This window comes from uncultured Zoogloea sp. (assembly GCF_937894855.1).
GTDB classification, from domain to species: domain Bacteria; phylum Pseudomonadota; class Gammaproteobacteria; order Burkholderiales; family Rhodocyclaceae; genus Zoogloea; species Zoogloea oryzae.
In genome coordinates this window covers 44,245-70,162 of the sequence record NZ_CALAYQ010000081.1, presented here as the reverse complement: position 1 = coordinate 70,162, position 25,918 = coordinate 44,245, and the positions used below count along the sequence as shown (strand labels likewise).

General features: G+C 64.0%; 24 protein-coding genes. 16 read left to right on the top strand and 8 right to left on the bottom strand.

The window, feature by feature from the left end:
* Nucleotides 1-11: 11 nt before the first annotated feature.
* On the bottom strand, nt 12-602 hold the full coding sequence (grpE, locus tag Q0672_RS10790; protein WP_153160351.1) for a nucleotide exchange factor GrpE: 591 nt from the start codon (nt 600-602) through the stop codon (nt 12-14).
* Between the two features lie 162 nt (nt 603-764).
* Here grpE and Q0672_RS10785 point away from each other — a divergent pair, with 162 nt between their 5' ends.
* Nucleotides 765-2,126 carry a protein kinase gene (locus Q0672_RS10785; RefSeq protein WP_298622075.1) on the top strand — a complete coding sequence of 454 codons (1,362 nt, stop codon included), beginning with the start codon at nt 765-767 and terminating at the stop codon, nt 2,124-2,126.
* An 18-nt stretch (nt 2,127-2,144) separates the two neighbouring features.
* Here Q0672_RS10785 and trxC read toward each other — a convergent pair whose 3' ends face one another.
* Nucleotides 2,145-2,582 (bottom strand): thioredoxin TrxC, encoded by a 438-nt coding sequence (gene trxC / locus Q0672_RS10780; protein WP_298622073.1) that lies wholly within the window; start codon nt 2,580-2,582, stop codon nt 2,145-2,147.
* A 179-nt stretch (nt 2,583-2,761) separates the two neighbouring features.
* On the opposite strand from trxC, the gene Q0672_RS10775 reads away from it, so the two are divergent.
* Nucleotides 2,762-3,286 carry an AP2 domain-containing protein gene (locus tag Q0672_RS10775; protein WP_194271138.1) on the top strand — a complete coding sequence of 175 codons (525 nt, stop codon included), beginning with the start codon at nt 2,762-2,764 and terminating at the stop codon, nt 3,284-3,286.
* A gap of 14 nt (nt 3,287-3,300) precedes the next feature.
* Here Q0672_RS10775 and Q0672_RS10770 read toward each other — a convergent pair whose 3' ends face one another.
* The 3 genes from Q0672_RS10770 to hrcA are packed head-to-tail and all read right to left on the bottom strand — an operon-like array spanning nt 3,301 to nt 5,822.
* On the bottom strand, nt 3,301-3,645 hold the full coding sequence (locus Q0672_RS10770; RefSeq protein WP_153160347.1) for a phage holin family protein: 345 nt from the start codon (nt 3,643-3,645) through the stop codon (nt 3,301-3,303).
* 34 nt (nt 3,646-3,679) lie between these two features.
* Nucleotides 3,680-4,777, bottom strand: coding sequence for a ferrochelatase (gene hemH / locus Q0672_RS10765; RefSeq protein ID WP_298622069.1), 1,098 nt, complete (start codon nt 4,775-4,777; stop codon nt 3,680-3,682).
* 16 nt (nt 4,778-4,793) lie between these two features.
* Nucleotides 4,794-5,822: a heat-inducible transcriptional repressor HrcA gene (gene hrcA / locus Q0672_RS10760; RefSeq protein ID WP_153160345.1), complete on the bottom strand. Its 1,029-nt coding sequence runs from the start codon at nt 5,820-5,822 to the stop codon at nt 4,794-4,796.
* A 91-nt stretch (nt 5,823-5,913) separates the two neighbouring features.
* On the opposite strand from hrcA, the gene Q0672_RS10755 reads away from it, so the two are divergent.
* Both Q0672_RS10755 and recN read left to right on the top strand, forming a co-directional pair.
* Entirely contained in the window at nt 5,914-6,798 is an 885-nt protein-coding gene (locus Q0672_RS10755) for an NAD kinase (RefSeq protein ID WP_298622096.1), read from the top strand.
* A 29-nt stretch (nt 6,799-6,827) separates the two neighbouring features.
* Nucleotides 6,828-8,489, top strand: a complete 1,662-nt coding sequence (gene recN, locus Q0672_RS10750) for a DNA repair protein RecN (protein ID WP_298622067.1) — start codon at nt 6,828-6,830, stop codon at nt 8,487-8,489.
* Here recN and Q0672_RS10745 read toward each other — a convergent pair whose 3' ends face one another.
* Together Q0672_RS10745 and fur are read right to left on the bottom strand one after the other, a co-directional pair.
* Nucleotides 8,490-9,065 (bottom strand): TMEM165/GDT1 family protein, encoded by a 576-nt coding sequence (locus tag Q0672_RS10745; RefSeq protein WP_153160343.1) that lies wholly within the window; start codon nt 9,063-9,065, stop codon nt 8,490-8,492.
* A gap of 28 nt (nt 9,066-9,093) precedes the next feature.
* Nucleotides 9,094-9,558 (bottom strand): ferric iron uptake transcriptional regulator, encoded by a 465-nt coding sequence (gene fur, locus Q0672_RS10740; protein WP_298622064.1) that lies wholly within the window; start codon nt 9,556-9,558, stop codon nt 9,094-9,096.
* Between the two features lie 118 nt (nt 9,559-9,676).
* On the opposite strand from fur, the gene Q0672_RS10735 reads away from it, so the two are divergent.
* From Q0672_RS10735 to Q0672_RS10705, 7 genes are all read left to right on the top strand, one after another.
* Entirely contained in the window at nt 9,677-10,048 is a 372-nt protein-coding gene (locus Q0672_RS10735; RefSeq protein WP_298622062.1) for an outer membrane protein assembly factor BamE, read from the top strand.
* Between the two features lie 63 nt (nt 10,049-10,111).
* On the top strand, nt 10,112-10,918 hold the full coding sequence (dapB, locus tag Q0672_RS10730; RefSeq protein ID WP_298622060.1) for a 4-hydroxy-tetrahydrodipicolinate reductase: 807 nt from the start codon (nt 10,112-10,114) through the stop codon (nt 10,916-10,918).
* Nucleotides 10,919-11,046: 128 nt separating this feature from the next.
* A complete protein-coding gene (locus Q0672_RS10725; protein WP_298622058.1) occupies nt 11,047-13,641 on the top strand; it encodes a response regulator in 2,595 nt (864 codons plus the stop codon).
* Between the two features lie 132 nt (nt 13,642-13,773).
* Nucleotides 13,774-14,955 (top strand): glutamine-hydrolyzing carbamoyl-phosphate synthase small subunit, encoded by a 1,182-nt coding sequence (carA, locus tag Q0672_RS10720; protein ID WP_367179957.1) that lies wholly within the window; start codon nt 13,774-13,776, stop codon nt 14,953-14,955.
* Between the two features lie 71 nt (nt 14,956-15,026).
* Nucleotides 15,027-18,251 (top strand): carbamoyl-phosphate synthase large subunit, encoded by a 3,225-nt coding sequence (carB, locus tag Q0672_RS10715; RefSeq protein ID WP_298622054.1) that lies wholly within the window; start codon nt 15,027-15,029, stop codon nt 18,249-18,251.
* Nucleotides 18,248-18,724 (top strand): transcription elongation factor GreA, encoded by a 477-nt coding sequence (gene greA / locus Q0672_RS10710; RefSeq protein ID WP_153160336.1) that lies wholly within the window; start codon nt 18,248-18,250, stop codon nt 18,722-18,724. Before carB ends, greA begins: the two co-directional genes overlap by 4 nt.
* A gap of 10 nt (nt 18,725-18,734) precedes the next feature.
* Nucleotides 18,735-19,196, top strand: coding sequence for a DUF4149 domain-containing protein (locus tag Q0672_RS10705; RefSeq protein ID WP_153160335.1), 462 nt, complete (start codon nt 18,735-18,737; stop codon nt 19,194-19,196).
* 13 nt (nt 19,197-19,209) lie between these two features.
* Here Q0672_RS10705 and yhbY read toward each other — a convergent pair whose 3' ends face one another.
* Entirely contained in the window at nt 19,210-19,659 is a 450-nt protein-coding gene (yhbY, locus tag Q0672_RS10700; RefSeq protein ID WP_153160334.1) for a ribosome assembly RNA-binding protein YhbY, read from the bottom strand.
* A 59-nt stretch (nt 19,660-19,718) separates the two neighbouring features.
* On the opposite strand from yhbY, the gene rlmE reads away from it, so the two are divergent.
* The 5 genes from rlmE to pstS all read left to right on the top strand — a co-directional run bounded on the left by rlmE (nt 19,719) and on the right by pstS (nt 25,848).
* Nucleotides 19,719-20,339, top strand: coding sequence for a 23S rRNA (uridine(2552)-2'-O)-methyltransferase RlmE (gene rlmE, locus Q0672_RS10695; protein WP_153160333.1), 621 nt, complete (start codon nt 19,719-19,721; stop codon nt 20,337-20,339).
* A 116-nt stretch (nt 20,340-20,455) separates the two neighbouring features.
* Complete coding sequence (gene ftsH, locus Q0672_RS10690; protein WP_153160332.1) at nt 20,456-22,348, top strand: ATP-dependent zinc metalloprotease FtsH; 1,893 nt, start codon at nt 20,456-20,458, stop codon at nt 22,346-22,348.
* 69 nt (nt 22,349-22,417) lie between these two features.
* Nucleotides 22,418-23,248 carry a dihydropteroate synthase gene (gene folP / locus Q0672_RS10685; RefSeq protein WP_298622049.1) on the top strand — a complete coding sequence of 277 codons (831 nt, stop codon included), beginning with the start codon at nt 22,418-22,420 and terminating at the stop codon, nt 23,246-23,248.
* Between the two features lie 57 nt (nt 23,249-23,305).
* Complete coding sequence (gene glmM, locus Q0672_RS10680; protein ID WP_284187319.1) at nt 23,306-24,658, top strand: phosphoglucosamine mutase; 1,353 nt, start codon at nt 23,306-23,308, stop codon at nt 24,656-24,658.
* 83 nt (nt 24,659-24,741) lie between these two features.
* On the top strand, nt 24,742-25,848 hold the full coding sequence (gene pstS / locus Q0672_RS10675) for a phosphate ABC transporter substrate-binding protein PstS (protein WP_298622047.1): 1,107 nt from the start codon (nt 24,742-24,744) through the stop codon (nt 25,846-25,848).
* Nucleotides 25,849-25,918: the final 70 nt, after the last annotated feature.

The following is a 25,918-nucleotide window of genomic DNA, read 5'->3' as shown; positions in this document are numbered from 1 at the left end:
CGCGGCGGCTTTCAAGCGGCCGGCTTGGCTTTCGAGACGACGACGAGCGCCGGACGCATCACGCGCTCGTTGAGCAGGTAGCCTTTCTGCAGCACGTTGATCACGGTGTTCGGCTCGCCGTCGGCCTCGATGGCGCTGATGGCCTGGTGCTTGTTCGGGTCGAACTTCTCGCCGAGGGGGCTCACTTCGGTCACGTTGGCGCTCTGGAAGGCGGAGACGAGTTGCTTGAGGGTGAGCTCGACGCCCTGCTTGAGGGTTTCAAGGGTGGCGTTCTCGGTGGCGAGGGCGGCTTCGAGGCTGTCCTTGACCGGCAGCATCGCCTGGGCGAACTTGTCGGCGGCAAACTTGCTGGCCTTGGCGATGTCGTCCTGGGCGCGGCGGCGCACGTTTTCGGTCTCGGCCTTGGCGCGCAGCCAGGCGTCGTGGTGCTCGGCGGCTTTCAGCTCGGCCTGGCGGAGCTGCTCGGCGAGGCTGGGAAGGGTGTCGGTGCCTGCGGTTTCGGCTGCGCTGGCAGTGGCGGCATCCGCGGCGCCCGCGACGTTCTCCACGAGCTCCGGCGCGGCCTTGTCTTCGGGGCTCAGAGGGGTGTCCTGGTCTTGCATGGGTAACGGCTCCTTTTTTTGACTCGCTTTAAATGGGGACGGAGAATATGATTTCAAGAGGGCGTCACCAAAGTTGCCGGCTGGCAGCGAAAGGGAGTGTAAAATCCGAGTGTTCCGGGTTTTCTCCGGTCATCTTTACGAATGTTTTCGCGTAAAGCAGGTATGGAAAAAGCACCTGATAAAATCGGCAAGTACAAGCTGATCCGGGAGGTTGGGCGCGGCGCGACGGCGACGGTCTACCTCGCCGAGCATCCCCAATACCCGGACAACGTCGCCCTCAAGCTAATCCGTTTCGACGACAAGTCGAAGGACGAGGCCAAGTGGAACCGGCGTCTGCTCAAGCTGCTGCGCGCCGAGATGGACGTGTCGCGGCGGCTGGATCACCCCAACATCATCAAGATCTTCGATACGGCGGTCGAGAAGGACTACGCCTATATCGTCATGGAGTACTTTCCGGGCACGACCCTCGAGAAGTACTGCAGCTTCCAGAGCCTGCTCCCCCTGCATCGCACCATCGGCATGATCTTCAAGTGCGCGATGGCGCTCGATTACGCCTACCGCCAGGGGGTTGTGCACCGGGACATCAAGCCGGCCAACATCCTCGTGGATGACAACGATAACGTGAAGGTCACCGACTTCGGCCTTGCGCTCAACGTGAGCAAGAAGAGCGCGGCTGATTCGACCTTCATCATGGGCGTGGGCTCGCCAGCCTACATGAGCCCGGAACAGATCAAGGGCTACCCGCTCAACCAGAAGACCGACCTGTTCTCCCTGGGTGTGGTGCTGTTTCACATGCTCACCGGCCGGCTGCCCTTCCGGGCCAAGAACCCGGCCCAGCTCATCTACAAGATCATCAACACCGAGCCGCCGCTGGTGTCGCAGATCAACTCGGAACTGCCCGAGCAGCTCGATCAGGTGATCCGCAAGGCTCTCGAGAAGGATCTGTATTCACGCTACAAGAACGGCGCCGAGTTTGCGAAGGATCTGTCGGCGGTGCGCTACAAGATCCTCGACGACTCGACCAGCCAGCAGGACACCACCCGCTACGCCACCCTGCGCAAGATGCCTTTCTTCACCGAGTTCGAGGATGTGGAGATCTGGGAGATGCTGCGCATCTCGCGCTGGCGCAAGGTCGAATCCCATACCCTGCTGCTGCGCGAGGGTGATGCGGACCAGCGTTTCGGGATCGTCATCGATGGCCGGGTCGAGGTGTCCGTCGATGGCCATCGGGTGTACGAGCTGGGGGCGGGCGAGGTGTTTGGCGAGCTCGCCTTCCTGGATGCCCAGGATCACAAGCACATGAACACCGCGGTGACGACCACCGAAACGGTCTACCTCGAGATCAACCCCGCCGCCCTGTCGCTGGCCACCGACGAGTGCCAGGACGCCTTCAGAAGCCGGCTGGTCACCACCGTGGCGCGCCGGCTGGGCGCGGCCTACCGCGAACTTTCCAAGACCGGCGTGCCGGCCGAGCAGGTGACCGCCAGCGGCTTTGGCATGGAACTCCAGCTGGTCGACACCTGAGCGGCCTTGTCGCGGGCCTCAGCCCAGGTGGGCGAGGGTCCAGCGGCGGATGTCGTCTGCGCCCATGGCGCCAGCCTGACGGGCAATCTCCCGCCCGTGGCGAATCAGCACCAGCGTCGGGATGCTGCGGATCCCGAAACGTGCCGCCAGCGCCTGTTCCTCTTCCGTATTCACCTTGCCAAGTCTTGCGCGGGGTTCCAGTTGCCCCGCGGCAGCCGAGAACGCCGGCGCCATGCTCCGGCACGGGCCGCACCAGGGCGCCCAGAAATCCACCAGCAGCGGCAGATCGCCCTTTTCTGCATGGGCGGCAAAATTTGCCGCATTCAGCGTCAGCGGGGCACCGGTGAAGAGCGCCCCCTTGCAGCGGCCACAGGTTCCGTTGTCTCCCAGCTTGTCGGCCGGTACGCGGTTTACGGCCTGGCAGTGGGGGCAGGTAACGAGAATGGGCTGGTTCATGGCATGTCATCCGGAAAGCTGTGGCAAGAGCGCAGATGGGGTGAAGTGGCCGGCTTTCAAGGGGGCGAGCGCTGCCGGTGTGTTTCTCCATGGTCAATCGACGCCTAAAGTTCTGGCCGCCCGGGCCGAAATTTGCTCCTGAAGCGCGATGTCGTCGCGGACCTTTGAGGAGGTGGCCTGTGAGCCGAGGCAGCACATACGGAATCAGTCGGGTAGACAATGAAACCAGCCGTACCCACGGCTGGCTGGTGACGATCCAGCGTCGCGGTGTGATCTACCGTAAACACTTCAGTGACGGCGTGTTTGGCGGAAAGCAGCGCTCTTTTGCGGCTGCGAAGGAATACCGGGACGAGATCATTGCAGCCCACCCCCCGTTGTCGATGCAGGAGTATTCCAACATCGTCAAGAAGAACAACCGTTCCGGGGTTGTCGGCGTGTGTCGCTACTGCGCCTCGGAAACCCGCGACCTGCCCGAAGAGAAGCAGCGCTGGTTCTGGGTGGCGTCGTGGCCCTTGCCGGATGGCCGTCGAAAGCGGGTCAAGTTCTCCGTCAAGAAGTACGGCGAGGATGGCGCCTTCCAGATGGCGATGGACGCCCGGGCGTCGGCGCTCGGCAAGCTGGTCGGGGCGTTCGATCCGGGGGCGGTGCGCCGCAAGGCCGCCCGGCGCCGTACGGCACCGGTGGTCGCGTCAGGGGCGCACTGAAAGCTGCGGTGTTGTCAGTCCTTGTCCGCCAGGGCGAGGCTGACCATCCAGGTGAGCAGGCTGTACGCCAGCGCACCCCAGAAGGCGGTTGAAAAGTCCGGCACGACAAATCCCTTCACGAGGCCGGACACGCTCCAGAACATCAGGGCGTTGATCACCAGCGTGAACAGGCCCAGCGTCAGGATGGTGATCGGCAGGGTGATCAGCACGAGCAGCGGCCGGATGATCGCATTGACGAAGCCCAGCAGTACCGCGCTGATCAGCGCCGCGGTGTAGCTGTCCACCTGCACCTTGGTGATGATTTCCGGGATCAGCATCAGCGCGACCGCGTTGAGCACCCAGCGCAATATCAGTTTCATTGGTTGTCTCCAGCCCCGGCGGGGCGATGATTGATCAGGCCTTGGCGCCGCGGTCGCGGGCCAGGCGCGCCTGGCGTTCGAGCGTGCCCGCATCCGGTTGCGGCTCGTTCAGCCAGTAGCCCATTTCCCGCACACACACGGCCATCAGCGCCTCGATCCAGTCGTCGCGTTCGTTCAGGCACGGGATGTATCCGAAGCGCTTGCCGCCGGCGTGCAGGAAGGCCTCGCGGCATTCCATGTTGATCTCTTCCAGCGTCTCCAGGCAGTCCGAGACGAAACCGGGGCACATCACGTCCACAGAACCGACGCCTGCCTGCGCCATCGCCTCGAGGGTGGGCTGGGTGTAGGGCTGCAGCCACTCGGCCTTGCCGACGCGCGACTGGAAGCTCACCACCAGCCGCTCCGGCGGCAGCGCCAGGGCTTCGCCGAGCAGGCGGGCGGTCTTCAGGCATTCGCAGTGATAGGGATCGCCGAGCTCCAGCGAGCGCTTGGGGGTGCCGTGGTAGCTCAGCACCAGCCGGTCGGGTTCGCCATTGCGCTTCCAGTGTTCACGCACCGAATTGGCGAGGGCCTGGATGTAGGTGGGCTCGCCGGGAAAGCTGCGCACGTAGCGGATCTCCGGCAGGTTGCGCCAGTGGCGCAGGCAGTCGGCCACTTCGTCGATCACCGTGGCGGTGGTGCTGGCGGCGTACTGGGGGTAGAGCGGCACCACGAGGATGTGGGTGCAGCCGGCGGCGCGCATGGCGTCGAGCTGGCTGCGGATCGACGGCTGACCGTAGCGCATCGCCCATTCGACGACGAGATCCCGCTGGCCGGCGTTGGCCAGGAAACCCTTGAGCAGCTTGGCCTGCTTTTCGGTGTGGGCCTTGAGGGGGGAGCCTTCGTCGGTCCACACGCTGGCGTACTTGGCAGCGGATTTGGCTGGACGGGTGCGCAGGATGATGCCGTGGAGGATCGGCCACCACACGAGGCGTGGGATCTCCACGACCCGCGGGTCGGACAGGAACTGCCGCAGGTACGGGCGCAGGGCCGCTGCGGTGGGGGCGGTCGGGGTGCCGAGATTGACCAGCAGGATGCCGGTACGCGGCGCCTTGCCGTGGGTGTGCGCTGGCGCTTGCCAGAATCGGGTCATCGGGGAGCTTTCAGGTTCAGTTTTGCCCGGAAAGGGCACTGGAGATGAGGCGGGCGGTGACGTCCACGATCGGGATCACCCGTTCGTAGGCCATCCGGGTGGGGCCGATCACGCCGACCGAGCCGACCAGCTGGCCGTCCACCTCGTAGGGAGCGGTGACGACGCTGCAGTCGTCCAGCGGGCTGAGGCCGCTCTCGCCACCAATGAAGATCTGCACGCCCTGGGCGCGGTTGGAGATGTCGAGGAGCTGCATCAGCCCCGTCTTCTGCTCGAAGAGTTTGAAGAGCTCGCGCAGGCGGGCCATGTTCGACGACAGATCCTCGGCATCCAGGAGGTTGGTCTCACCGGAAATCACGTAGGTGCTGCGGGTTTCCTCCAGCGCCTCGCTGCCGGCCTCGACGGCCGCGCTCATCAGCTCGGTCATGTCGGTGCGCAGCTGCTTGAGTTCGTCCTGGATGCGGGTGCGGATTTCGTCGAAGGCGAGGCCCGCGAAGTGCTGATTGAGGTAATTGGCGGCGGTGACGAGCTCCGACGGGCTGTACGCGCGCTTGGTGAAAAGGATGCGGTTCTGCACATCGCCGGCGCTGGTGACGAGGATCAGCAGGATGCGGGTGTCGGACAGACTGACGAACTCGATCTGGCGGATCCTCGGCACGTCCTGCTTGGGCGAGACGACGACGCCGGCGAAGTGGGTGAGGCCCGACAGCAGCTGCGACGCGGCATTGAGCACGCGCTGGGGCTCGCCGGGCTGGATCTGACCCTGGAGTTCATGGAGCTGGCCGGTGCCGATGGGCTGCACCGTGAGCAGGCTGTCCACAAAAAAGCGGTAGCCGAGGGGCGTGGGAATGCGCCCGGCAGAGGTGTGCGGGCTGGTGATGAAGCCCAGCTCCTCCAGGTCGGACATCACGTTGCGCACCGTGGCCGGCGACAGCTGCAGGCCCGAATAGCGCGACAGTGCCCGCGACCCGACGGGCTGGCCTTCGGCGATGTAATGCTCCACCAGGGTCTTCAGGAGGATTTGCGAGCGTTGGTCGAGACGGGTCATGGCGGCAGATGGAGGGTTCCCGGCGATTCTAAGAGAAGGCCTGCGTTCATGAGAAGCAGGAGCACGCTGCAGAATGTGGTTTAATCAATGCATGACCTGCGAGTTCAAGACTATCGCACTGATCGGCAAGTATCAGAGCCCTGAAGTGGCCGAGGCGGTGCTTCGGCTGGCCAATTATTTGCGCGGCCTCGGCATTGCCGTGTTGATCGAGCAGGGAACCGCGAGTTCCACGGGGCTCACGGCGGGTTTCACGGTCGCAAGCTACGACGAGATCGGCGCCCGGGCCGATCTGGCCGTGGTGCTCGGCGGTGACGGCACCCTGCTCAACAGCGCGTGCCGCCTGGCTTCGTACAACGTGCCGCTGGCGGGCGTCAATCAAGGCCGGCTGGGCTTTCTGACCGACATCTCCCGCGAGGTCGCCCTCGACAAGATCGGCGAGATCCTCCAGGGTCGCTACACTGAAGAATCCCGCATCCTGCTCGACGCGGAAGTGCTGCGCGGCGGGCAGCGGGTGTTCCACACGGTGGCCCTCAACGACGTGGTGGTCAACAAGGGCGAGCTGGGCCGGATGATCGAATTCGATCTGCGCGTCGATGGCGAGTTCGTCTACACCCAGCGCTCCGACGGCATGATCGTCTCGACGCCCACCGGCTCGACGGCCTACGCGTTGTCGGCCAACGGGCCGATCCTCCACCCCAGCGTCGAAGGCATCGCGCTGGTGCCCATGTGCCCCCACGCGCTCACGGCCCGGCCGATCACGCTGCCCGATCACTGCTGCATCGAGATCGTGCTGCTGCCGCCCCACGATTCCCGCGTCCACTTCGACGGCCAGAGCCGCTACGACACTCGCGCCGGCGACACCGTGCGGATCACCCGCTCGCCCCATCGCGTGCGCCTGCTTCATCCCCCGGGCTACAGCTACTTTGCGATGCTTCGCGAAAAGCTGCACTGGAGCTCGACGCCCCGTCACGGCTGACCTGCCGGTTTCACCCACTCGGTTTTTTCATGCTGCGTCATCTTTCCATTCGCGATTTCGTGATTGTCGATCGGCTCGAACTGGCCTTCGAGGCCGGTTTCGGTGCACTTACCGGTGAGACCGGTGCGGGCAAGTCGATCCTCCTGGATGCCCTTGGCCTCGCCCTCGGTGGCAAGGCCGAGGCCGGCGTGGTGCGCAGCGGTCAGGCGCGCGCCGAGATCGTCGCCGAGTTCGACCTGCCGCCCGACGGCCCGCTGCGGGCCTGGTTGGCGGAGCAGGAGATCGACGCCGACGAAGGCGTGCTGCTGATGCGCCGCGTCATCGAAAGCGGCGGCCGCTCCAAGGCGTGGCTCAACGGCTCGCCGGTGGTGCTGGCGCAGCTGCGGACGGCCGGCGAATGGCTGGCTGACATCCACGGGCAGCACGCCCATCACGCGTTGCTGCGGCCCGACGCCCAGCTGGCGCTCGTCGATGCCCACGGTGGCCTTGTCGCCCAGGCGGCCGAGGTGGCCGAGCGTCACCGCGCATGGTCGGCCCTGCGGCGGGCGCGGGAGGCAGCGGAGGAGGGCGCGTCCTCCACCGAGCGCGAGCGCGAACTCCTCGGCTGGCAAGTGGCAGAACTGCGCGAGCTGGCCTTCGAGCCCGACGAATGGGCCCAGCTCAACCAGGAGCAGGCCCGGCTGGCCCACGCAGCCGGCCTTATCGAAGGCAGCGCCGAAGTCATTGATGGCCTCGCCGACGGCGAGTACGCGCTGCTTTCCCAACTCGAACGCCTGCTGTCCCGCGTCGCCGACATGGCGACCCACGACGGCCAGCTTGCCGACGTGCAGGAGCTGCTCGGCAGCGCCAGCATCCAGCTTGACGAAGCGCTCCACGCCATGCGCCGCTACCGCGACCGGCTCGATCTCGATCCGGATCGCCTTGCCGAAATCGACCAGCGCATCCAGGCGATCACGGCCATGGCCCGCAAGTATCGGGTTGCTCCCGAAGGTCTGCCGGACGTCCTGCTGGAAAGCGTGGGGCGGCTGGAGCGGCTCGTTCGCCAGTCCGATCCCGAAGCCCTGGCTCGGGAAGAGTCCGCGGCAAAGTCCGCCTTCCTGGCAGTGGCCGAGCCGCTCTCCGCGGCCCGGCGCAAGATCGCCGCCGAGTTGTCGGCGGCGGTCACCGAGGCCATGCAGTCGCTGGCGATGGGCGGTGCCCAGTTTGAGATCGCGCTGCGTCCCGTCGAAGAAGGTGCAGCTAGCGGGCTGGAGAGCGTCGAGTTCCTCGTCACCGCCAACGCCAGTCAGCCGCTCCGGCCGATGGCGCGGGTGGCGTCCGGTGGCGAGTTGTCGCGGATCGGTCTGGCGATCCAGGTCATCACCAGCCGCAATGCGGCCACGCCGACGCTGATCTTCGACGAAGTGGATGTGGGGATTGGCGGCCGGGTGGCGGAGATTGTCGGCCGGCTGCTGCGTCAGCTGGGTGACGACCGGCAAGTGTTGTGCGTCACCCACTTGCCTCAGGTGGCCGCCCAGGCCAACTGGCAATGGTCCATCGCCAAGGAAACGCGCGATGGCGAGACCCTGTCGCGGGTCACGCCGCTGGACGACCCGGCGCGGATCGAGGAGATCGCCCGGATGCTGGGCGGGGTGAACATCACCGACACCACCCGCAGCCACGCCGCGGAGATGCTCGGCCTGACCGGCTGATCAGCCCAGGCTGGCGGCGCCGGCCATGGTCACGACGCCGGTGAGCACGAACACGCCGGCGGCGATCCAGCGGATCAGCTTGAGGGGCAGGCGCTTCGCCAGCCCTTCGCCCAGCAGCACGGCCGGCACGTTGGCGAGCATCATGCCCACCGTGGTGCCCAGCACCACCCAGGCCAGCGCATCGAAACGGGCGGCGAGGGCGACGGTGGCGAGCTGGGTCTTGTCGCCCATCTCGGCGATGAAGAAGGCGATGGTGGTGGTCACGAAGGCCCCGGCAGGATGCATCTCGGAAGGCGCCTCGTCGTCATCCAGTGTGTCGGGCTTGAGCGTCCACAGGCCGAACACCACGAACACGATGCCGACGATCCACGGCAGCCAGTGGGTCGGGATGTACTGGGCCACCCAAACGCCCACCGAGCCGGCAAGCGCGTGATTGAGGATCGTCGCCACGAAGATCCCGGCGATGATCGGCCATGGCTTGCGCAGGCGGGCCGCCAGAACAAAAGACAAAAGCTGGGTCTTGTCGCCGATTTCAGCCAGGGCGACGAGGGCTGTCGAAGTAAGGAATGCGTCCACGGGATAGCGGCGTCAGGGCCGCGGGGAATCAGGAGTCGGAGGTGTTGCTGGCCTGGCTGGAACCAACGGCCTTGTGCGGGCAGTCGGTCTTCTTGCAGTCCACGTACAGATAGAGGGCGTGTTCACGCACGGCAAAGCCGCGCTCTTCCGCGATGCGGTTCTGGCGCTCCTCGATGGCGGGGTCGAAGAATTCTTCCACGTGCCCGCATTGCATGCAGACGAGGTGGTCGTGGTGGCCGCCTTCGTTGAGTTCGAAGACCGCCTTGCCGGATTCGAAGTAGTGGCGCTCGAGGATGCCCGCCTGCTGGAACTGGGTGAGCACGCGATAGACGGTGGCGAGACCGATGTCCATGTCTTCGGCGATCAGCAGGCGATAGACGTCTTCGGCGGTCAGATGGCGGTTTTCGGCCTTCTGGAACAGATCGAGGATCTTCAGCCGCGGAAAGGTCGCCTTCAGGCCGATACTTTTTAGATTCTGGGAGTTGCTGGACATGGAGGCCCCGAAAAACACGAGAAGGCGGCCGGGAGCCCGGCCGGCCCCGTATGATATAGTTTCTGCCCCTCGTTGAGAATGCGGCCTCCGTGCCGCGCCTGCGTCCGCTCCGAACCCCATGCGCAAACTGATCTCTTCCGCCTTGCTGTTCGCCGCGCTGGGTGCGGCTGTTTCCGGTTGCTCCCCGACCGCGGTCAGCGATTTTGTGAAGCCGTACCGGATCGACATCCGTCAGGGCAATTACGTCACCCAGGAGATGGTCGCCCAGCTCAAGCCGGGCATGTCCCGCGACCAGGTCCGCTTTGTGCTCGGCACGCCACTGGTCACCGACGTCTTCCACTCCGACCGCTGGGACTACGTCTATCGTTTTCGTCCTGGCAAGGGGGACACGCTTCTCGAGCGCCGGCTCACGGTGATCTTCGCCGGTGACAGCCTGGCCCGCCTGGAAGGCGATGTCCGTCCCGAGGATGCGGCTGCAAAGCCCCAGTAATCCACGGGGCGGGCTGTCGCGCCCCTCGACATCCATTTCCTATCGTTCATTTTCGGGAAACACATGAAGAAAGTTCGTATCGCGATTGCCGGTGCGTCGGGCCGCATGGGCCGGATGCTGATCGAGACGACCCTCAAGGCTGCCGATGCCGAGCTCGTGGCGGCGTTCGACCAGCCGGGCAGCCCCTTCATCGGCAAGGATGCCGGCGAACTGGTCAGCCAGCCCTGCGGCGTGGCGATCACCGCTGACGTGGCCGCTGGCCTCGCCAAGGCCGATTGCCTGATCGACTTCACCCGCCCCGAGGGCACGCTACACCACCTCGAGCTCGCCAAGGCGGCCTCGTGTGGCATGGTGATCGGCACGACCGGTTTCTCGGCCGAGGGCAAGGCCGCCATCGCGGCTGCCGCCGAGAGCATTCCGGTGGTCTTCGCGCCGAACATGGCGATCGGCGTCAATGCGGTGTTCAAGCTGCTCGAAGTGGCCGCGCGCATCCTCAACGAAGGCTACGACGTGGAAGTCATCGAGGCTCATCATCGCCTGAAGGTCGACGCGCCCTCCGGCACTGCGCTGCGCATGGGCGAGGTGGTTGCGAAGGAACTCGGCCGCGATCTGGAAACCTGCGCGATCTACGGCCGCGAAGGCGTGACCGGCGAGCGCGATGCCCAGACCATCGGTTTCTCGACGATCCGCGGTGGCGACATCGTCGGTGATCACACCGTGCTGTTTGCCGGTATCGGTGAGCGCATCGAGATCACCCACAAGAGCAGCAGCCGCATGCCTTACGCCTCCGGCAGCCTGCGTGCGGCGCGCTTCATCGCTGGCCGCAAGGCGGGTCTCTTCGATATGCAGGATGTGCTCGGCCTGAAGTGATCGGGCCCTGGTTTTCGGGGCTCAAGGACGGGGACGGCATGCCGTTATAGTCGTCAGATTCAAGGTGGCACGCCGGTTTCCCGGCGTGTCTTCGTGCCAGACAGACGCCCCCCGACCTCCTTGCCGAAGTGACCAGCCCAGAAGCCGATCCCGCCGCGTCCGACGACAAGCTCGGACGCGCCCTGCGAGACTTTGTTGCGCAGCGTATTGCCAGTGGCAGCCTGCCTGCCACCTGCGATCCGGCGACCGCTTCGCCGGAGCAGATGCTCGAAATCCTGCGCGGGGTCATTGCGGCCCGGGACGAAGCCGAGTGCAACGTCCGGGCATTCAGCGAGCGCCTCGACCTCGCCATGCAGAACACCGAAGGTGGGCTGTGGGACTGGGATCTGGCCTCTGGCGTCATCGTCCTCGACGACAACTGGCGCGAAATCCTCGGCTACACCGATCGCGATGCGGCAGCAAAGCCCGAGTGGATCTCGCTAGTGCATCCCGATGACCTGGAGGCCATCCGGTATCACGCCATCGTTCATCTGCGCGGCGAGCTGGATCACTTTGAGGTGCAGTTCCGCATCCGCCACTGCTCAGGCACCTGGCGCTGGGTTTTCGTGCATGGGCGTGCCTCCAACCGGAGTTCGGAAGGGCGCTGGGCCCGGATGGTCGGCACCTATCGGGATGTCACCCAGGCAAAGCGTTCCGAGCTCGAGCTCCTTCACGCCAAGGAGCAGGCCGAAGCCGCCAACCGGGCGAAGAGCGACTTCCTTGCCAACATGAGCCACGAGATCCGCACCCCGATGAACGGCATCATCGGGATGACGGAACTCCTCCTCGACACCCAGCTCGACATCGAGCAGCGGGAATACCTCCAGACCGTCAAGAGCTCCGCCGATTCGCTGCTGCGGATCATCAACGACGTGCTCGACTTCTCGAAGATCGAGGCCGGGCACCTGACCCTTGAGCGGGTCGGCTTCTCGTTGCCGGGCCTGCTCGGCGACATGATGAAGTCGCTGGCGCTGAGGGCATACCAGAAGGGTCTCGAGTGCTTCTACGACGTGGCGCCGGAGGTGCCGACGGTGCTCGTCGGCGATCCGACCCGGCTGCGTCAGGTGCTCACCAATCTGGTGGGCAATGCGATCAAGTTCACCGAACAGGGTGAGGTTGAGGTTTCGGTGTGCAGCCTCGGCGAGGACTCGGGCGTGCTGAGTCTCGAGTTCGCCGTGCGGGATTCGGGGATCGGCATTCCGGACGACAAGCAGGCGCTGGTCTTCGGCGCCTTCTCCCAGGCCGACGAATCCACTACGCGCAAGTACGGCGGCACCGGGCTGGGTCTGGCGATCAGCCGGCGGATCGTCGAGCTGATGGGTGGCGCGATCACCCTCGACAGCGCGCCCGGTGTCGGCAGCACCTTCCGATTCACCATCAGGGTGGGTATCGGCCAGGCTGGTCAGGTGGTACAGCCCAACTTCGGAGCGCGCCGGGTGCTGGTCGCCGGGCGCAATGCGGCGCTCCGTCGCTGCGTCGGCAGGCAGTTGAAATCGGTGGGTCTAGATGTGTTCGAGGCGGGCTCCGGAGAGGCGGTCGAGGAATCGCTGGCGGCTGCCCACAAGGCGAACGAGCCTTTCGACTGGCTGTTGATGGATGCCACCATGCCGGCTCCCGGCGGTTACGCGCTGGCCGAATCCCTGAGCAAAGGCTGGCCACGTCTCGACCGCGTGGTGATGATGCTGGACGCCAACACCCAGCGTAGCGATACCGTCAAGTGCGAGAACCTGAAGGTTGGCGCACGCCTCATCAAGCCGTTTGCCCAGACCGATCTGTTCGATGCGCTCTCGCTGACCCTGCAGGGCGAGGCCGTGGACGAAGAGAAGATGTTCGCCTTTGACGCGGCGCAGACCCAGGCCTACGCGCCGCCCGTTTCGAGGGCGCGCCAGAATCTCAAGATCCTGCTGGTCGAAGACAATCCGGTCAATCAGACGGTGGCCGTGAAGATGCTCGAGAAGGTCGGTCACAAGATCACTGTGGCCGGCAACGGGCAGGAGGCGCTGGATCTGTTTGACAAGGAGCGCTTCGACATCATCCTGATGGATGTGCAGATGCCGGTGATGGGGGGGCTGGAGGCCACGCAGGCCATCCGTACCCGCGAGGCACGCCGGAGCTGGGCCGCGGGAGGCCAGTGGCGCTCGACCCCCATCGTTGCGATGACCGCCCATGCGATGCAGGGCGACCGTGATCGCTGCCTGATGGCGGGGATGGATGATTACATCGCCAAGCCGATCAAGCCGGTCGAGCTGCATGCGGTGATCGATCGGGTGATGGGCGACATGAACGTCGCTGACGACGAGCCCGAGGAGGCGGGGGGCGGCTACGTGGAGATGGTTGGCGAAAACGCCATCGCCGACCTGGGTGCGACCCGCGACCTGCTCGATGGCGACGACGCCGCTCTGCAGCAGCTCATCAGCCTGTTCTTCAGTGACCTGGAGCGCAATCGGCGCACCCTGGAGCAGGCCCACCTTGACGGGGATTTCCCGACTATCCGCAGCATCGCCCATTCCATCAAGGGTTCCGCCGGCGTTTTCAATGCGGCCGCTGTCACCGCGGTGGCTCAGCGCATCGAAGTGGCCGCCAAGGATGCGGATGCGCCGACGGTCAAGCGTGAGCTGCCTGTCCTGATGACGGAGCTCGGCAATCTCGCAGGCGTATTGCGCAGAGCGCGCCGGTCAGGCTAGGCGTGTCAGCGTCTTGTCAGTTTACCTACAGACGAGTTTGCCGGAGTGGCCCGTCACGGGCTATAATTAGAAAGTTTCTCAGCGGGATAGCCACAGCGGCTGATCCCGTTTTTCATGTGTAGCCTGCTGCACATGCCAGTTGCCCAATCACCAGAATTCGAGGAGTCCGCCGTGTCAGCTTTCCCGCCCGCCATTCTTGCTCTTGCCGACGGGACGGTGTTTTACGGTAAAGGCATCGGAGCGGTCGGTTCGACGGTTGGTGAGGTTGTGTTCAACACCTCCATGTCGGGTTACCAGGAAATTCTCACCGACCCGAGCTACTGCCGTCAGATCGTCACCCTCACTTACCCGCACATTGGCAACACCGGCATCAACCGCGAAGACTGTGAGGCCGGCAAGGTTTTTGCCGCAGGCCTCGTCATTCGTGATTTGCCGCTGGTGGCGTCCAACTGGCGCAGCGAGCAGTCGCTGGATGCTTACCTCAAAGCCGAGAACATCGTCGCCATCGCCGGCATCGACACCCGCAAGCTGACCCGCATCCTTCGGGAGAAGGGCGCTCAGGGCGGCTGCATCGTCACTGCCGCCACCGCCGCCGAACTCAACGCTGAAGCCGCCGTGGCCCAGGCCCGCGGTTTTCCGGGGCTGGCGGGCATGGATCTGGCCAAGGTCGTGTCGGCCACCGAAACCTACCCCTGGACCGAAGGCGAATGGCGTCTCGAGCAGGGCTATGTGGCCGCCGAGAATCCCCGCTTCCACGTGGTGGCCTACGACTACGGCGTCAAGCGCAACATCCTGCGCATGCTCGCCGAGCGCGGCTGCCGCCTGACCGTCGTGCCGGCCCAGACGCCGGCTTCCGAAGTGCTCGCCCTGAACCCGGATGGCGTGTTCCTGTCCAACGGCCCCGGCGATCCGGAGCCCTGTGACTACGCGATCAAGGCCATCCAGGAAGTGCTCGCGAAGGGCATCCCGACCTTCGGCATCTGCCTGGGCCACCAGCTGCTCGCGCTGGCCTCCGGCGCCAAGACCCTCAAGATGAAGTTCGGCCACCACGGTGCCAACCATCCGGTCAAGGATCTCGATTCCGGCCAGGTGCTGATCACCAGCCAGAACCACGGCTTTGCGGCCGATGCGGCCACCCTGCCGGCCAACGTCCGGGTCACCCACGTGTCCCTGTTCGATGGCAGCCTGCAAGGTCTTGCCCGCACCGACGTGCCGGCCTTCTCGTTCCAGGGTCACCCCGAAGCGAGCCCCGGCCCCCACGACGTGGCCTACCTGTTCGACCGATTCATCAAGTTGATGGAGGCGAAGGGCTGAGGCCGATCGCCATGCCGGCGCGCTTGAGTGCGCCACTTCCAGGCCATCCGCTATCCAGTCGCTGAAGAACCATGCCCAAACGTACAGACATCAAGACCATCCTCATCATTGGCGCCGGCCCGATCATCATCGGCCAGGCCTGTGAATTCGACTATTCCGGCGCCCAGGCCTGCAAAGCCCTGCGCGAAGAGGGTTACAAGGTCGTGCTGGTGAACTCCAACCCGGCCACGATCATGACCGACCCGGGCACCGCCGACGTCACCTACATCGAGCCGATCACCTGGCAGGTCGTCGAGCGCATCATCGAGAAGGAACGCCCCGATGCCGTGCTGCCCACCATGGGTGGCCAGACCGCGCTCAACTGTGCCCTTGATCTTGCCAAGCACGGCGTGCTCGCCAAGTACGGCGTGGAGCTCATCGGCGCCAAGGAAGAGGCCATCGACAAGGCCGAGGATCGCCTGAAGTTCAAGGACGCGATGACCAAGATCGGTCTGGGTTCTGCCCGGTCCGGCATCGCCCACACCATGGAAGAAGCCCATCAGGTCCAGACCGAGATCGGCTTCCCGGTGATCATTCGCCCGTCCTTCACCCTGGGTGGCACCGGCGGCGGCATCGCCTACAACACCGAAGAATTCGTCGAGATCTGCAAGCGCGGCCTCGAAGCCAGCCCGACCAACGAACTCCTGATCGAAGAGTCGTTGATCGGCTGGAAGGAATACGAGATGGAAGTCGTCCGCGACAAGGCGGACAACTGCATCATCGTGTGTTCCATCGAGAACCTCGACCCGATGGGCGTGCACACCGGCGACTCCATCACCGTCGCCCCGGCCCAGACGCTCACCGATAAGGAATACCAGATCCTCCGTAACGCCTCCATCGCGGTGCTGCGCGAGATCGGCGTCGATACCGGCGGTTCCAACGTCCAGTTCGCGATCAACCCGAAGGACGGTCGGATGATCGTCATCGAGATGAACCCGCGGGTGTCCCGTTCCTCCGCGCTGGCCTCCAAGGCCACCGGCTTCCCGATCGCCAAGGTTGCTGCCAAGCTGGCGGTGGGCTTTACCCTCGACGAGCTCAAGAACGACATCACTGGCGGCGCGACCCCGGCGTCCTTCGAGCCGTCCATCGACTACGTCGTCACCAAGATTCCCCGTTTCGCCTTCGAGAAGTTCCCCCAGGCCAACGACCGCCTGACCACCCAGATGAAGTCGGTGGGCGAGGTGATGGCCATGGGCCGCACCTTCCAGGAGTCCTTCCAGAAGGCCCTGCGTGGCCTGGAAACCGGCGCCTACGGTCTGGACGAAGTGGAAGCCGATCGCGACGACCTCGAACGCGAGCTCGGTGATCCGGGCGCCCAGCGCATCTGGTACGTCGGCCAGGCTTTCCGCGAAGGCCTGAGCCTTGAGGATGTCCATGCGCTGACCCGTATCGACCCCTGGTTCCTGATCCAGATCGAAGACATCGTTCTCACCGAGAAGTCCCTCTCCGGTCGCTCCCTCAAGGGCATCGCCGCGCCCGAACTGCGCGAGTTGAAACGCAAGGGTTTCGCCGATCGCCGCATCGCCAAGCTCCTCGGCACCGACGAAACCTCCGTGCGCCTGCACCGCCACACCCTGGGTGTGCGTCCGGTGTTCAAACGTGTCGATACCTGTGCGGCCGAGTTCGCCACGGCCACTGCCTACCTCTATTCCTCCTACGAGGACGAGTGCGAGGCGCATCCGACCGACAAGAAGAAGATCATGGTGCTGGGCGGCGGCCCGAACCGGATCGGTCAGGGCATCGAGTTCGACTACTGCTGCGTGCATGCCGCAATGGCCATGCGTGAAGACGGGTACGAGACCATCATGGTCAACTGCAACCCGGAAACCGTCTCCACCGACTACGACACCTCCGATCGTCTCTACTTCGAACCGCTGACGCTGGAAGACATCCTCGAGATCGTTGCTGTCGAGAAGCCCGTCGGCGTCATCGTCCAGTTTGGTGGCCAGACTCCGCTGAAGCGCGCCCGTGATCTCGAAGCCAACGGCGTGCCCATCATCGGCACCACCCCGGACATGATCGACGCCGCCGAAGACCGCGAGCGCTTCCAGAAGCTGTTGCACGAGCTGGGCCTCAAGCAGCCGCCCAACCGCACCGCCCGTACGCCGGAAGACGCCGTGCGCCTGGCGGCAGAGATCGGCTACCCGCTGGTCGTGCGTCCGAGCTACGTGCTCGGCGGCCGCGCGATGGAAATCGTCCACGAGCAGAAGGATCTCGAGCGCTACATGCGCGAGGCCGTCAAGGTCTCCAACGATTCGCCGGTGCTCCTCGACCGCTTCCTGAACGACGCCATCGAAGTGGATGTGGATGCCCTCTCCGACGGCAAGCGCGTGATGATCGGCGGCATCATGGAACACATCGAACAGGCTGGCGTGCACTCCGGTGACTCCGCCTGCTCGCTGCCCCCGTACAGCCTGTCGGCCAAGCTGCAGGACGAGCTGCGTCGCCAGACCGAAGCCATGGCCCGCGCCCTCAACGTGTGCGGCCTGATGAACGTCCAGTTCGCGATCCAGGGCAAGGGCGACGACGCCATCGTCTATGTGCTCGAAGTGAATCCGCGTGCCTCGCGCACCGTGCCCTTCGTCTCCAAGGCCTGCAGCCTGCCGCTGGCCAAGATCGCCGCCCGCTGCATGGCCGGTCGCAGTCTTGACGACCAGGGCGTCGTCGGTGAAGTCGTGCCGCCGTACTACTCGGTCAAGGAAGCGGTGTTCCCCTTCGTCAAGTTCCCCGGCGTCGATACCATCCTCGGCCCCGAGATGAAGTCCACCGGCGAAGTGATGGGCGTGGGCCGCACCTTCGCCGAAGCCTTCGTCAAGAGCCAGCTGGGTGCCGGTGTGCGCCTGCCGACTTCCGGCAAGGCCTTCATCAGCGTCAAGCACGCCGACCGCCCGAAGGCCATCGAAGTGGCCCGTGAGCTGCTTGATCTTGGCTTCACCGTCGTCGCCACCCGTGGCACCGCGTCGGCGATTGCCGGTGCGGGTCTCGCGGTGTCTGCGGTGAACAAGGTGAACGAAGGTCGTCCGCACGTTGTGGATATGATCAAGAACAACGAGATCAGCCTGGTCATCAACACCGTTGAAGAGAAGCGTCAGGCTGTATCCGATTCCCGTTCGATCCGCACCAGCGCACTGGCTGCCAAGGTCACGGTCTACACGACGATCGAAGGCGCTCGCGCCGCCTGTGCGGGCATGCGCCACCTGTCCGGCCTCGAGACCTACTCGCTGCAAGGTCTCCATGCGGAGCTCGCGAAGGCATGAACAAGGTTCCCTTGACCGTTGCCGGAGCCGAGAAGCTCCGGCAGGAACTGCATCGGTTGAAGACCGTTGATCGTCCGAGCGTGATCGCGGCCATCGCTGAAGCCCGTTCCCACGGCGATCTCTCCGAGAACGCCGAGTACGACGCAGCCAAGGAGCGCCAGGGCTTCATCGAGGGGCGCATCCGCGAGGTGGAGGGCAAGCTCTCCAACGCGCAGATCATCGATCCCAAGCTGCTCGATGCCGATGGCCGCTGCGTGTTTGGCGCAACCGTCGAGCTCGAGGATCTGGACACCGGTGACACGGTGACCTACCAGATCGTCGGCGACGACGAAGCGGACATCAAGGAAGGCAAGATCGCCATCAGCTCCCCGATTGCGCGGGCGCTGATCGGCAAGTTTGCCGGCGATGTGGCCGAGGTCCAGGCGCCGAAGGGCGTGCGTGAGCTCGAACTGATCGACGTGCGTTACGTCTGAGTCACGGAACATGCACCGCTTTGCCGAGCACCTCTACAGCATCGTGATCACCCTCTGGGTGGGCGCGCTGTGGGCGATCGGCTACCTGGCGGCGCCCACGTTGTTTCATGTGCTGGACGATCGGGCGCTGGCCGGCAAGGTTGCCGGCCAGTTGTTCACCTATGTGGCCTGGCTGGGCATGGCTGCCGCCGCTTACCTGCTGGTGTTTGTCGCACTGCGCAAGGATAGCGGCGCCTTCAAGAGCAGTGTGTTCTGGCTGGTCTTTCTGATGCTGGCGCTGACCGTTGCCGGCTACTTCGGCATTCAGCCGATCCTGACCCAGTTGAAAGCGGATTCATTTCCGCGAGAAGTGATGGAAAGCGCCCTGCGTGACCGCTTTGCGGCCTGGCATGGCGTTTCCAGCATTGTTTATCTGATCCAGAGCCTGCTCGGGCTGATGCTCGTCGCCTTGCAGGGCCGCGGTCTGCGCTGACCGCGGTAATCGTTCAGCGGTCCGACGGGCCGCGGGACGACTTGCCCGGTGCAGCGAACCAGTGGGGCTTCTTGGATTTGTTGGCATTCAGCGAGGCTACGCCACGGCGGGCCGACAGGGCCTTCGCAGACTTGGCTTTCGAGACCGGCTTCTTGGGTTTGTCGGAAGGCGTGCCAGGGGTGGATTCCACTTCCTGCTTCTCGCGCCAGACGACCAGCGTCTTGCCGATATGCTGAACGGACGCGGCGCCGAGTTCGGCACACACCGTAGCCATGATCAGGTCGCGTTCGGTGCGATCTTCACCATAAACCCGGATCTTGATGAGTTCGTGGGCCTGCAGGGCGTGGTCGATTTCCTTGAGCACGGCCGGCGTGAGGCCGTTGCTGGCCACGCTGACGACGGGGTTGAGATGGTGGGCTTGCGCGCGAAGGGCTCGCCGTTCCGCGGGGGTAAGTTCGGTCATGGTTTTGGCAAAGTTGGACGAAGTCCAACTCATTGAAAAAAGGGCGTAATTGTACCGCGATGAAGCGCACCAAGACCAGTAAATCATGGATGACGGAGCACGTTAACGATCCCTTCGTCCAGCGGGCGAAGACCGAGGGCTACCGTGCCCGTGCGGCTTACAAGCTCATGGAGATCGACGACAAGGACAAGCTGATCCGTCCGGGGATGGTCGTCGTCGATCTGGGGGCCGCGCCCGGCTCGTGGAGCCAGGTGGCGATCAACCGGGTGGGGGACAACGGTCGCGTGTTTGCGCTCGATCTGCTTCCGATGGAGCCGATCCACCGCGTGCAGTTCATGCAGGGGGATTTTCACGAAGAGGAATTCGTGCAGCGCTTCGAGGAATTGCTCGAAGGGCGCACGGTAGACCTTGTGATGTCGGATATCGCCCCCAACATATCGGGGATTCCGACGAGCGATCAGGCCCGGTCGATCTACCTTGCCGAACTGGCGCTGGATTTTGCCAGTCAGCATCTGGCGCCAGGCGGGCGCTTTCTGGTGAAGGTCTTCCAAGGGCAGGGCTTTGACGAGTTCCGCAAGCAGATGGAAGGGGTCTTCAGGTCGGTCGCCGTTCGGAAGCCGCAGGCATCCCGGGGGCGCAGTTCAGAGGTTTATCTGCTGGGCTCCGGAAAACGCAATTGAGTGTCGTCGCCAAGGATTGAGCTTGACTATGGCGACGATGATTTGATCCGCCGAACGTTCGGACATAGAATCAGTCCACTAAGCTATGGCCCCTGTCGGGCCTTCAAGGAATTGCGTTGAACAATTTATTCAAGAATCTTGCGATCTGGCTGGTGATCGGCGTTGTGCTGATGACGGTTTTTAACCAGTTCAACAATCGCCAGGCCGCCCAGAATTCGGTCGAATACTCCCAGTTCATGGAGGACGCCAAGCAGGGCAAGATTTCCAAGGCGATCGTCGATGGCCGTACCGTGCGGGCGCAGACCCAGGACGGCCGCCAGATCACGGTGTACACGCCGGGCGTGCAGGATATCTGGATGGTGGGTGACCTGATGCGCTACGGCGTCAAGGTGACGGCTGCCAAGCCCGAGGAAGAGCAGTCCTTCCTGATGAACATCTTCGTGTCGTGGTTCCCCATGATCCTGCTCATCGGCGTGTGGGTTTTCTTCATGCGTCAGATGCAGGGGGGCGGGCGCGGCGGTGCGTTCTCCTTCGGCAAGTCGAAGGCCAAGATGCTCGACGAGACCGCCAACACGGTCACCTTTGCGGACGTGGCGGGTTGCGATGAAGCGAAGGAAGAGGTCGGTGAATTGGTCGAGTTCCTGCGTGATCCTTCCAAGTTTCAGAAGCTCGGCGGCCACATTCCCAAGGGCGTGCTGATGGTCGGCTCGCCCGGTACCGGCAAGACGCTGCTCGCCAAGGCGATCGCTGGCGAGGCGAAGGTGCCGTTCTTCTCGATCTCCGGTTCCGATTTCGTCGAGATGTTCGTCGGCGTGGGTGCGGCCCGCGTGCGCGACATGTTCGAGCAGGCCAAGAAGCAGGCGCCGTGCATCATCTTCATCGACGAAATCGATGCAGTGGGTCGTCAGCGGGGCGCCGGCCTCGGCGGTGGCAACGACGAGCGCGAGCAGACCCTGAACCAGCTGCTTGTGGAGATGGATGGCTTTGAGGGCGTGTCTGGTGTCATCGTGATCGCTGCGACCAACCGTCCTGACGTGCTGGATCCGGCGCTGCTGCGTCCGGGCCGTTTTGACCGTCAGGTGGTTGTTCCGCTGCCTGACATCCGTGGGCGCGAGCAGATTCTGCGTGTGCACATGCGCAAGGTGCCCATCGCGCCGGACGTGGATGCGCTGGTGCTGGCCCGTGGCTGCCCCGGGTTCGCCGGTGCGGATCTGGCCAACCTGGTCAACGAAGCTGCCCTTTTTGCCGCTCGTGGCAACAAGCGTCTGGTGGATATGGACGACTTCGAGCGCGCCAAGGACAAGATCATGATGGGCGCCGAGCGCCGCTCGATGGTGATGCCCGAAGAAGAACGTCGCAACACGGCGTTCCACGAATCGGGGCACGCTGTAGTTGCCAAGTGTCTGACCAAGACCGATCCGGTTCACAAGGTCACGATCATCCCCCGCGGCCGTGCCCTTGGCGTGACGATGCAGCTTCCTGAGCAGGATCGCTACAGCCAGGACCGTGAGCGCCTCCTGCAGACGATTGCCGTGCTGTTCGGCGGCCGGATTGCGGAAGAGATCTTCATGAACCAGATGACCACCGGTGCTTCCAACGATTTCCAGCGGGCAACCGATCTGGCGCGTCGGATGGTGACCCAGTGGGGCATGTCCGACAACCTCGGGCCCATGGTTTATGGTGAGGAAGAGGGCGAAGTTTTCCTCGGTCGCTCGGTCACGACCCACAAGAACATGTCCGAGGCGACCCTGCAGAAGGTGGATGCCGAGATCCGTCGCATCCTTGATCAGCAGTACGCCCTGGCCCGTCGCCTGATCGAAGAGAACCGCGACAAGGTGGAAGCCATGACCGCGGCGCTGCTCGAACTCGAGACCATCGACGCCGATCAGATCAACGACATCATGGCTGGCAAGGCGCCCCGCGCCCCGAAGCCGACCTCGCAACCGCCCCGTCGTCCGAGCGACGATTCGCCCGGTGCGGCACCGACTGCGCCGGCACCTGCGGCCTGATACATCCGTCCTGTGTTTTTCAGGGCCGGCTCTTGAGCCGGCCCTGTTTCATTTCTGACCGAGTACATCATGAATTCTCCCGTCTTACAGTGCGGACGTTTCCAGCTTGATCTCACCCAGCCGAAGATCATGGCCATCGTCAATGTCACCACCGATTCGTTCTCGGGTGACGGCAACCCGGCGCTGGACGCCGCCATCCGTGCGGCAGAACGTGCGGTGGAGGAGGGCGCCGAGATCCTGGATATCGGCGGTGAGTCTTCGCGGCCCGGAGCGACGCCCGTGCCGGAGCAGCAGGAGCTGGATCGGGTCGTGCCGCTGGTTGAGGCCCTGTCCGGACTTGGCGTGCCCTTGTCGGTGGATACGGTGAAGCCGGCCGTGATGCGGGAGTCCATTCGGGCAGGCGCCGATCTGATCAACGATATCGCCGGATTTCGCGTGCCCGGCGCCGTGGATGCCGTTCGTGGGGCGCCCGTTGCACTCTGCGTAATGCATATGCAAGGCGAGCCGGGTACCATGCAGCGCTCGCCGCGGTACACCCATGTCGTCGAGGAGGTCGAGGCCTTTCTTGACGAGCGCGTACAGGTGCTGCTGGGGTGCGGTGTCTCGCGCGATCGTATCCTGCTTGATCCCGGTTTTGGCTTCGGCAAGACGGTGGAGCACAACCTGATGCTCCTGCGCCAGCTTGAGCGGTTTGGTGCGGGTGGCTATCCGCTCCTCGTCGGCATGTCCCGAAAGAGCATGCTAGGGGCGATCACCGGGCGGGATGTGGGGGAACGGGTTGTTGCGGGGGCGGCGGCGGCACTGGTCGCCGTCCAGAACGGCGCGCGGATCGTGCGCACCCATGACGTGGGCGCGACCCGTGATGTTTTGCGCTTGTGGAGCGCACTTCAGTCAGACTGAGCGGCGCGCTTGCGGCAGAATGCCAAGTTGATGAAAGACGCGATTGTGAGAGGGAAAATGTCTAGACGGTATTTCGGAACGGATGGTGTGCGTGGTCTCGTCGGCGAATCGCCGATTACGCCGGATTTTGCGCTGCGACTCGGCTATGCCGCGGGCAAGACGCTCGTGGCCCGTGAGCATCTGCGGCCGGGTGAGCACCCTGCGGTGATCATCGGCAAGGACACGCGGATCTCGGGGTACATGCTTGAGTCCGCCCTCGAGGCTGGTTTTTCGGCTGCCGGGGTGGATGTCTATCTGGCAGGGCCACTGCCGACCCCGGCGATCGCCTACCTGACCCGGGCGTTGCGCCTGCAGGTTGGTGTGGTGATTTCGGCCTCCCATAATCCGTTTCAGGATAATGGCATCAAGTTCTTCTCGGCGGCTGGCACCAAGCTGCCGGATTCGGTCGAGCTCGAGATCGAGGCGCGCCTCGATGAGCCGATGGGCTGCGAGCCTTCCTCCCGCCTGGGCAAGGCCCAACGCATCGACGATGCCCGCGGCCGTTACGTCGAGTTCTGCAAGAACACCTTCCCGAACGAGCTTGACCTGCGCGGTATGAAGATCGCGCTGGATTGCGCCCACGGCGCAGCCTACATGGTTGCACCCAAGGTCTTCCATGAACTGGGTGCGGAGCTTGTGCTCGTCGGCGCCGAGCCGAACGGGATGAACATCAACGACAAGGTCGGGGCGACCTCTCCCCAGTCCATCCGCGACGCCGTGCTGCGCAGCGGCGCCGATCTGGGTATTGCGCTGGATGGCGACGGCGACCGGATCGTGATGGTGGACGCCAAGGGCAACATCTACGACGGCGACAAGCTGCTGTATGTCATCGCCAAGGCTGGCAAGGCCGAAGGGCTGGCGAACGGCGTGGTCGGCACGCTGATGAGCAACCTGGGCTTCGAGCATGCCGTGGGCCGGCTTGGGCTGCCGTTTGCGCGGGCCAAGGTGGGCGACCGCTATGTTCTCGAGCTCATGCACGAGAACGGCTGGAAGCTGGGTGGCGAGAACTCCGGTCACATCATCTGCCTCGACCGGCACTCGACCGGCGACGGGATCATCGCGGGCCTTCAGGTGCTGGCCGCCCTGCGCAAGAACAACACGACCCTCGACGAGATGTGTGCGGATCTGGTGTTCTATCCGCAGAAGCTCGTCAATGTGCCGATTCGCGCAGGTTTCGCGTGGTCGACCAACGAAACCATCAGCGCGGCGGTAAAGGCGGCGACGGCTGATCTGGCCGATCGTGGACGCGTTCTGCTGCGCCCGTCGGGTACCGAGCCGCTGCTGCGCGTGATGGTCGAGGGTGAGGATGCGGAACAGGTCGATCGCATCGTCCATGGCCTCGCCGAAGTCGTGAGGGCTGCCGCAGTCTGATTTGTTGCAGTGCGATATGTAACAAATCTGAAATTTTCAGTTCGTAGAATGTAACCCGGTGCTGAGCTGTCACGGACAGTTGAGTGCCGGGTTTGTTTTTTTGGGCTTTACTGCTGGATATCCCTGCGGTGCCCGCTACGATGGAGAATTTCATGCAAGGTTTCTTTCGCGCCTGTTCATTCGTTGTTGCCCTTGGCAGTGCCGCCGCTGTGCAGGCTGCTGACATCACCGGTGCAGGGGCGACGTTCCCGTACCCGATCTACTCCAAGTGGGCCGAGATCTACAAGGCGAAGACCAATGTCGGCCTGAACTATCAGTCCATCGGCTCCGGTGGTGGCATCAAGCAGATCAAGGCGAAGACCGTCGATTTCGGCGCGTCCGACATGCCGCTGAAGGCTGAAGATCTGGAGAAGGACGGCCTCGTCCAGTTTCCGGCGGTCATCGGCGGTGTTGTGCCGGTGGTGAATCTGGAAGGTGTTGCGCCGGGTCAGATGAAGATGACCGGCGCACTGCTGGCTGACATCTATCTCGGCAAGATCAAGAAGTGGAACGACCCCGCGATCGCCGCACTGAACGGCGGTGTGAAGCTGCCGGACGAGAACATCACCGTCGTGCGTCGCGCCGATGGTTCTGGCACCACCTTCCTGTTTACCAACTATCTTTCCAAGGTGAACGTCGAGTGGAAGGACAAGGTTGGCGCCGGTACTGCGGTGCAGTGGCCGGAGGGTGTGGGCGGCAAGGGTAACGAAGGTGTTGCCTCCTACGTCCAGCGCATCAAGGGTGGCATCGGTTACGTTGAATACGCTTACGCCAAGAAGAACAAGATGATCCACCTGGCCCTGAAGAACAAGGCCGGCGAATTCGTCCAGCCGGATGACCTGACCTTCCAGGCTGCCGCTGCTTACGCCGAGTGGAACAAGGTGCCGGGCTTCGGCGAGATCCTGACCGATCAGCCGGGCAAGACCAGCTGGCCGATCACTGGCGCGAGCTTCGTGCTGATGCACAAGGTTCAAGCCGATCCGGCCAAGGGTCTTGAAGTGTTGAAGTTCTTTGACTGGGCCTTCAAGAATGGTCAGAAGACCGCCGAGGAACTCGACTACGTGGCCCTGCCGCAGACCCTCGTCAAGCAGATCGACGGCGCCTGGCGCACCTCCCTCAAGGATGGTGCAGGCAATCCGGTCCTGAAGTAAGTCGGTCCAGCCTCTGAAACGGGTGGGCGGGGCAGGTGCAATGCCCGTCCATCCGTGTTTGCGCTTTTTC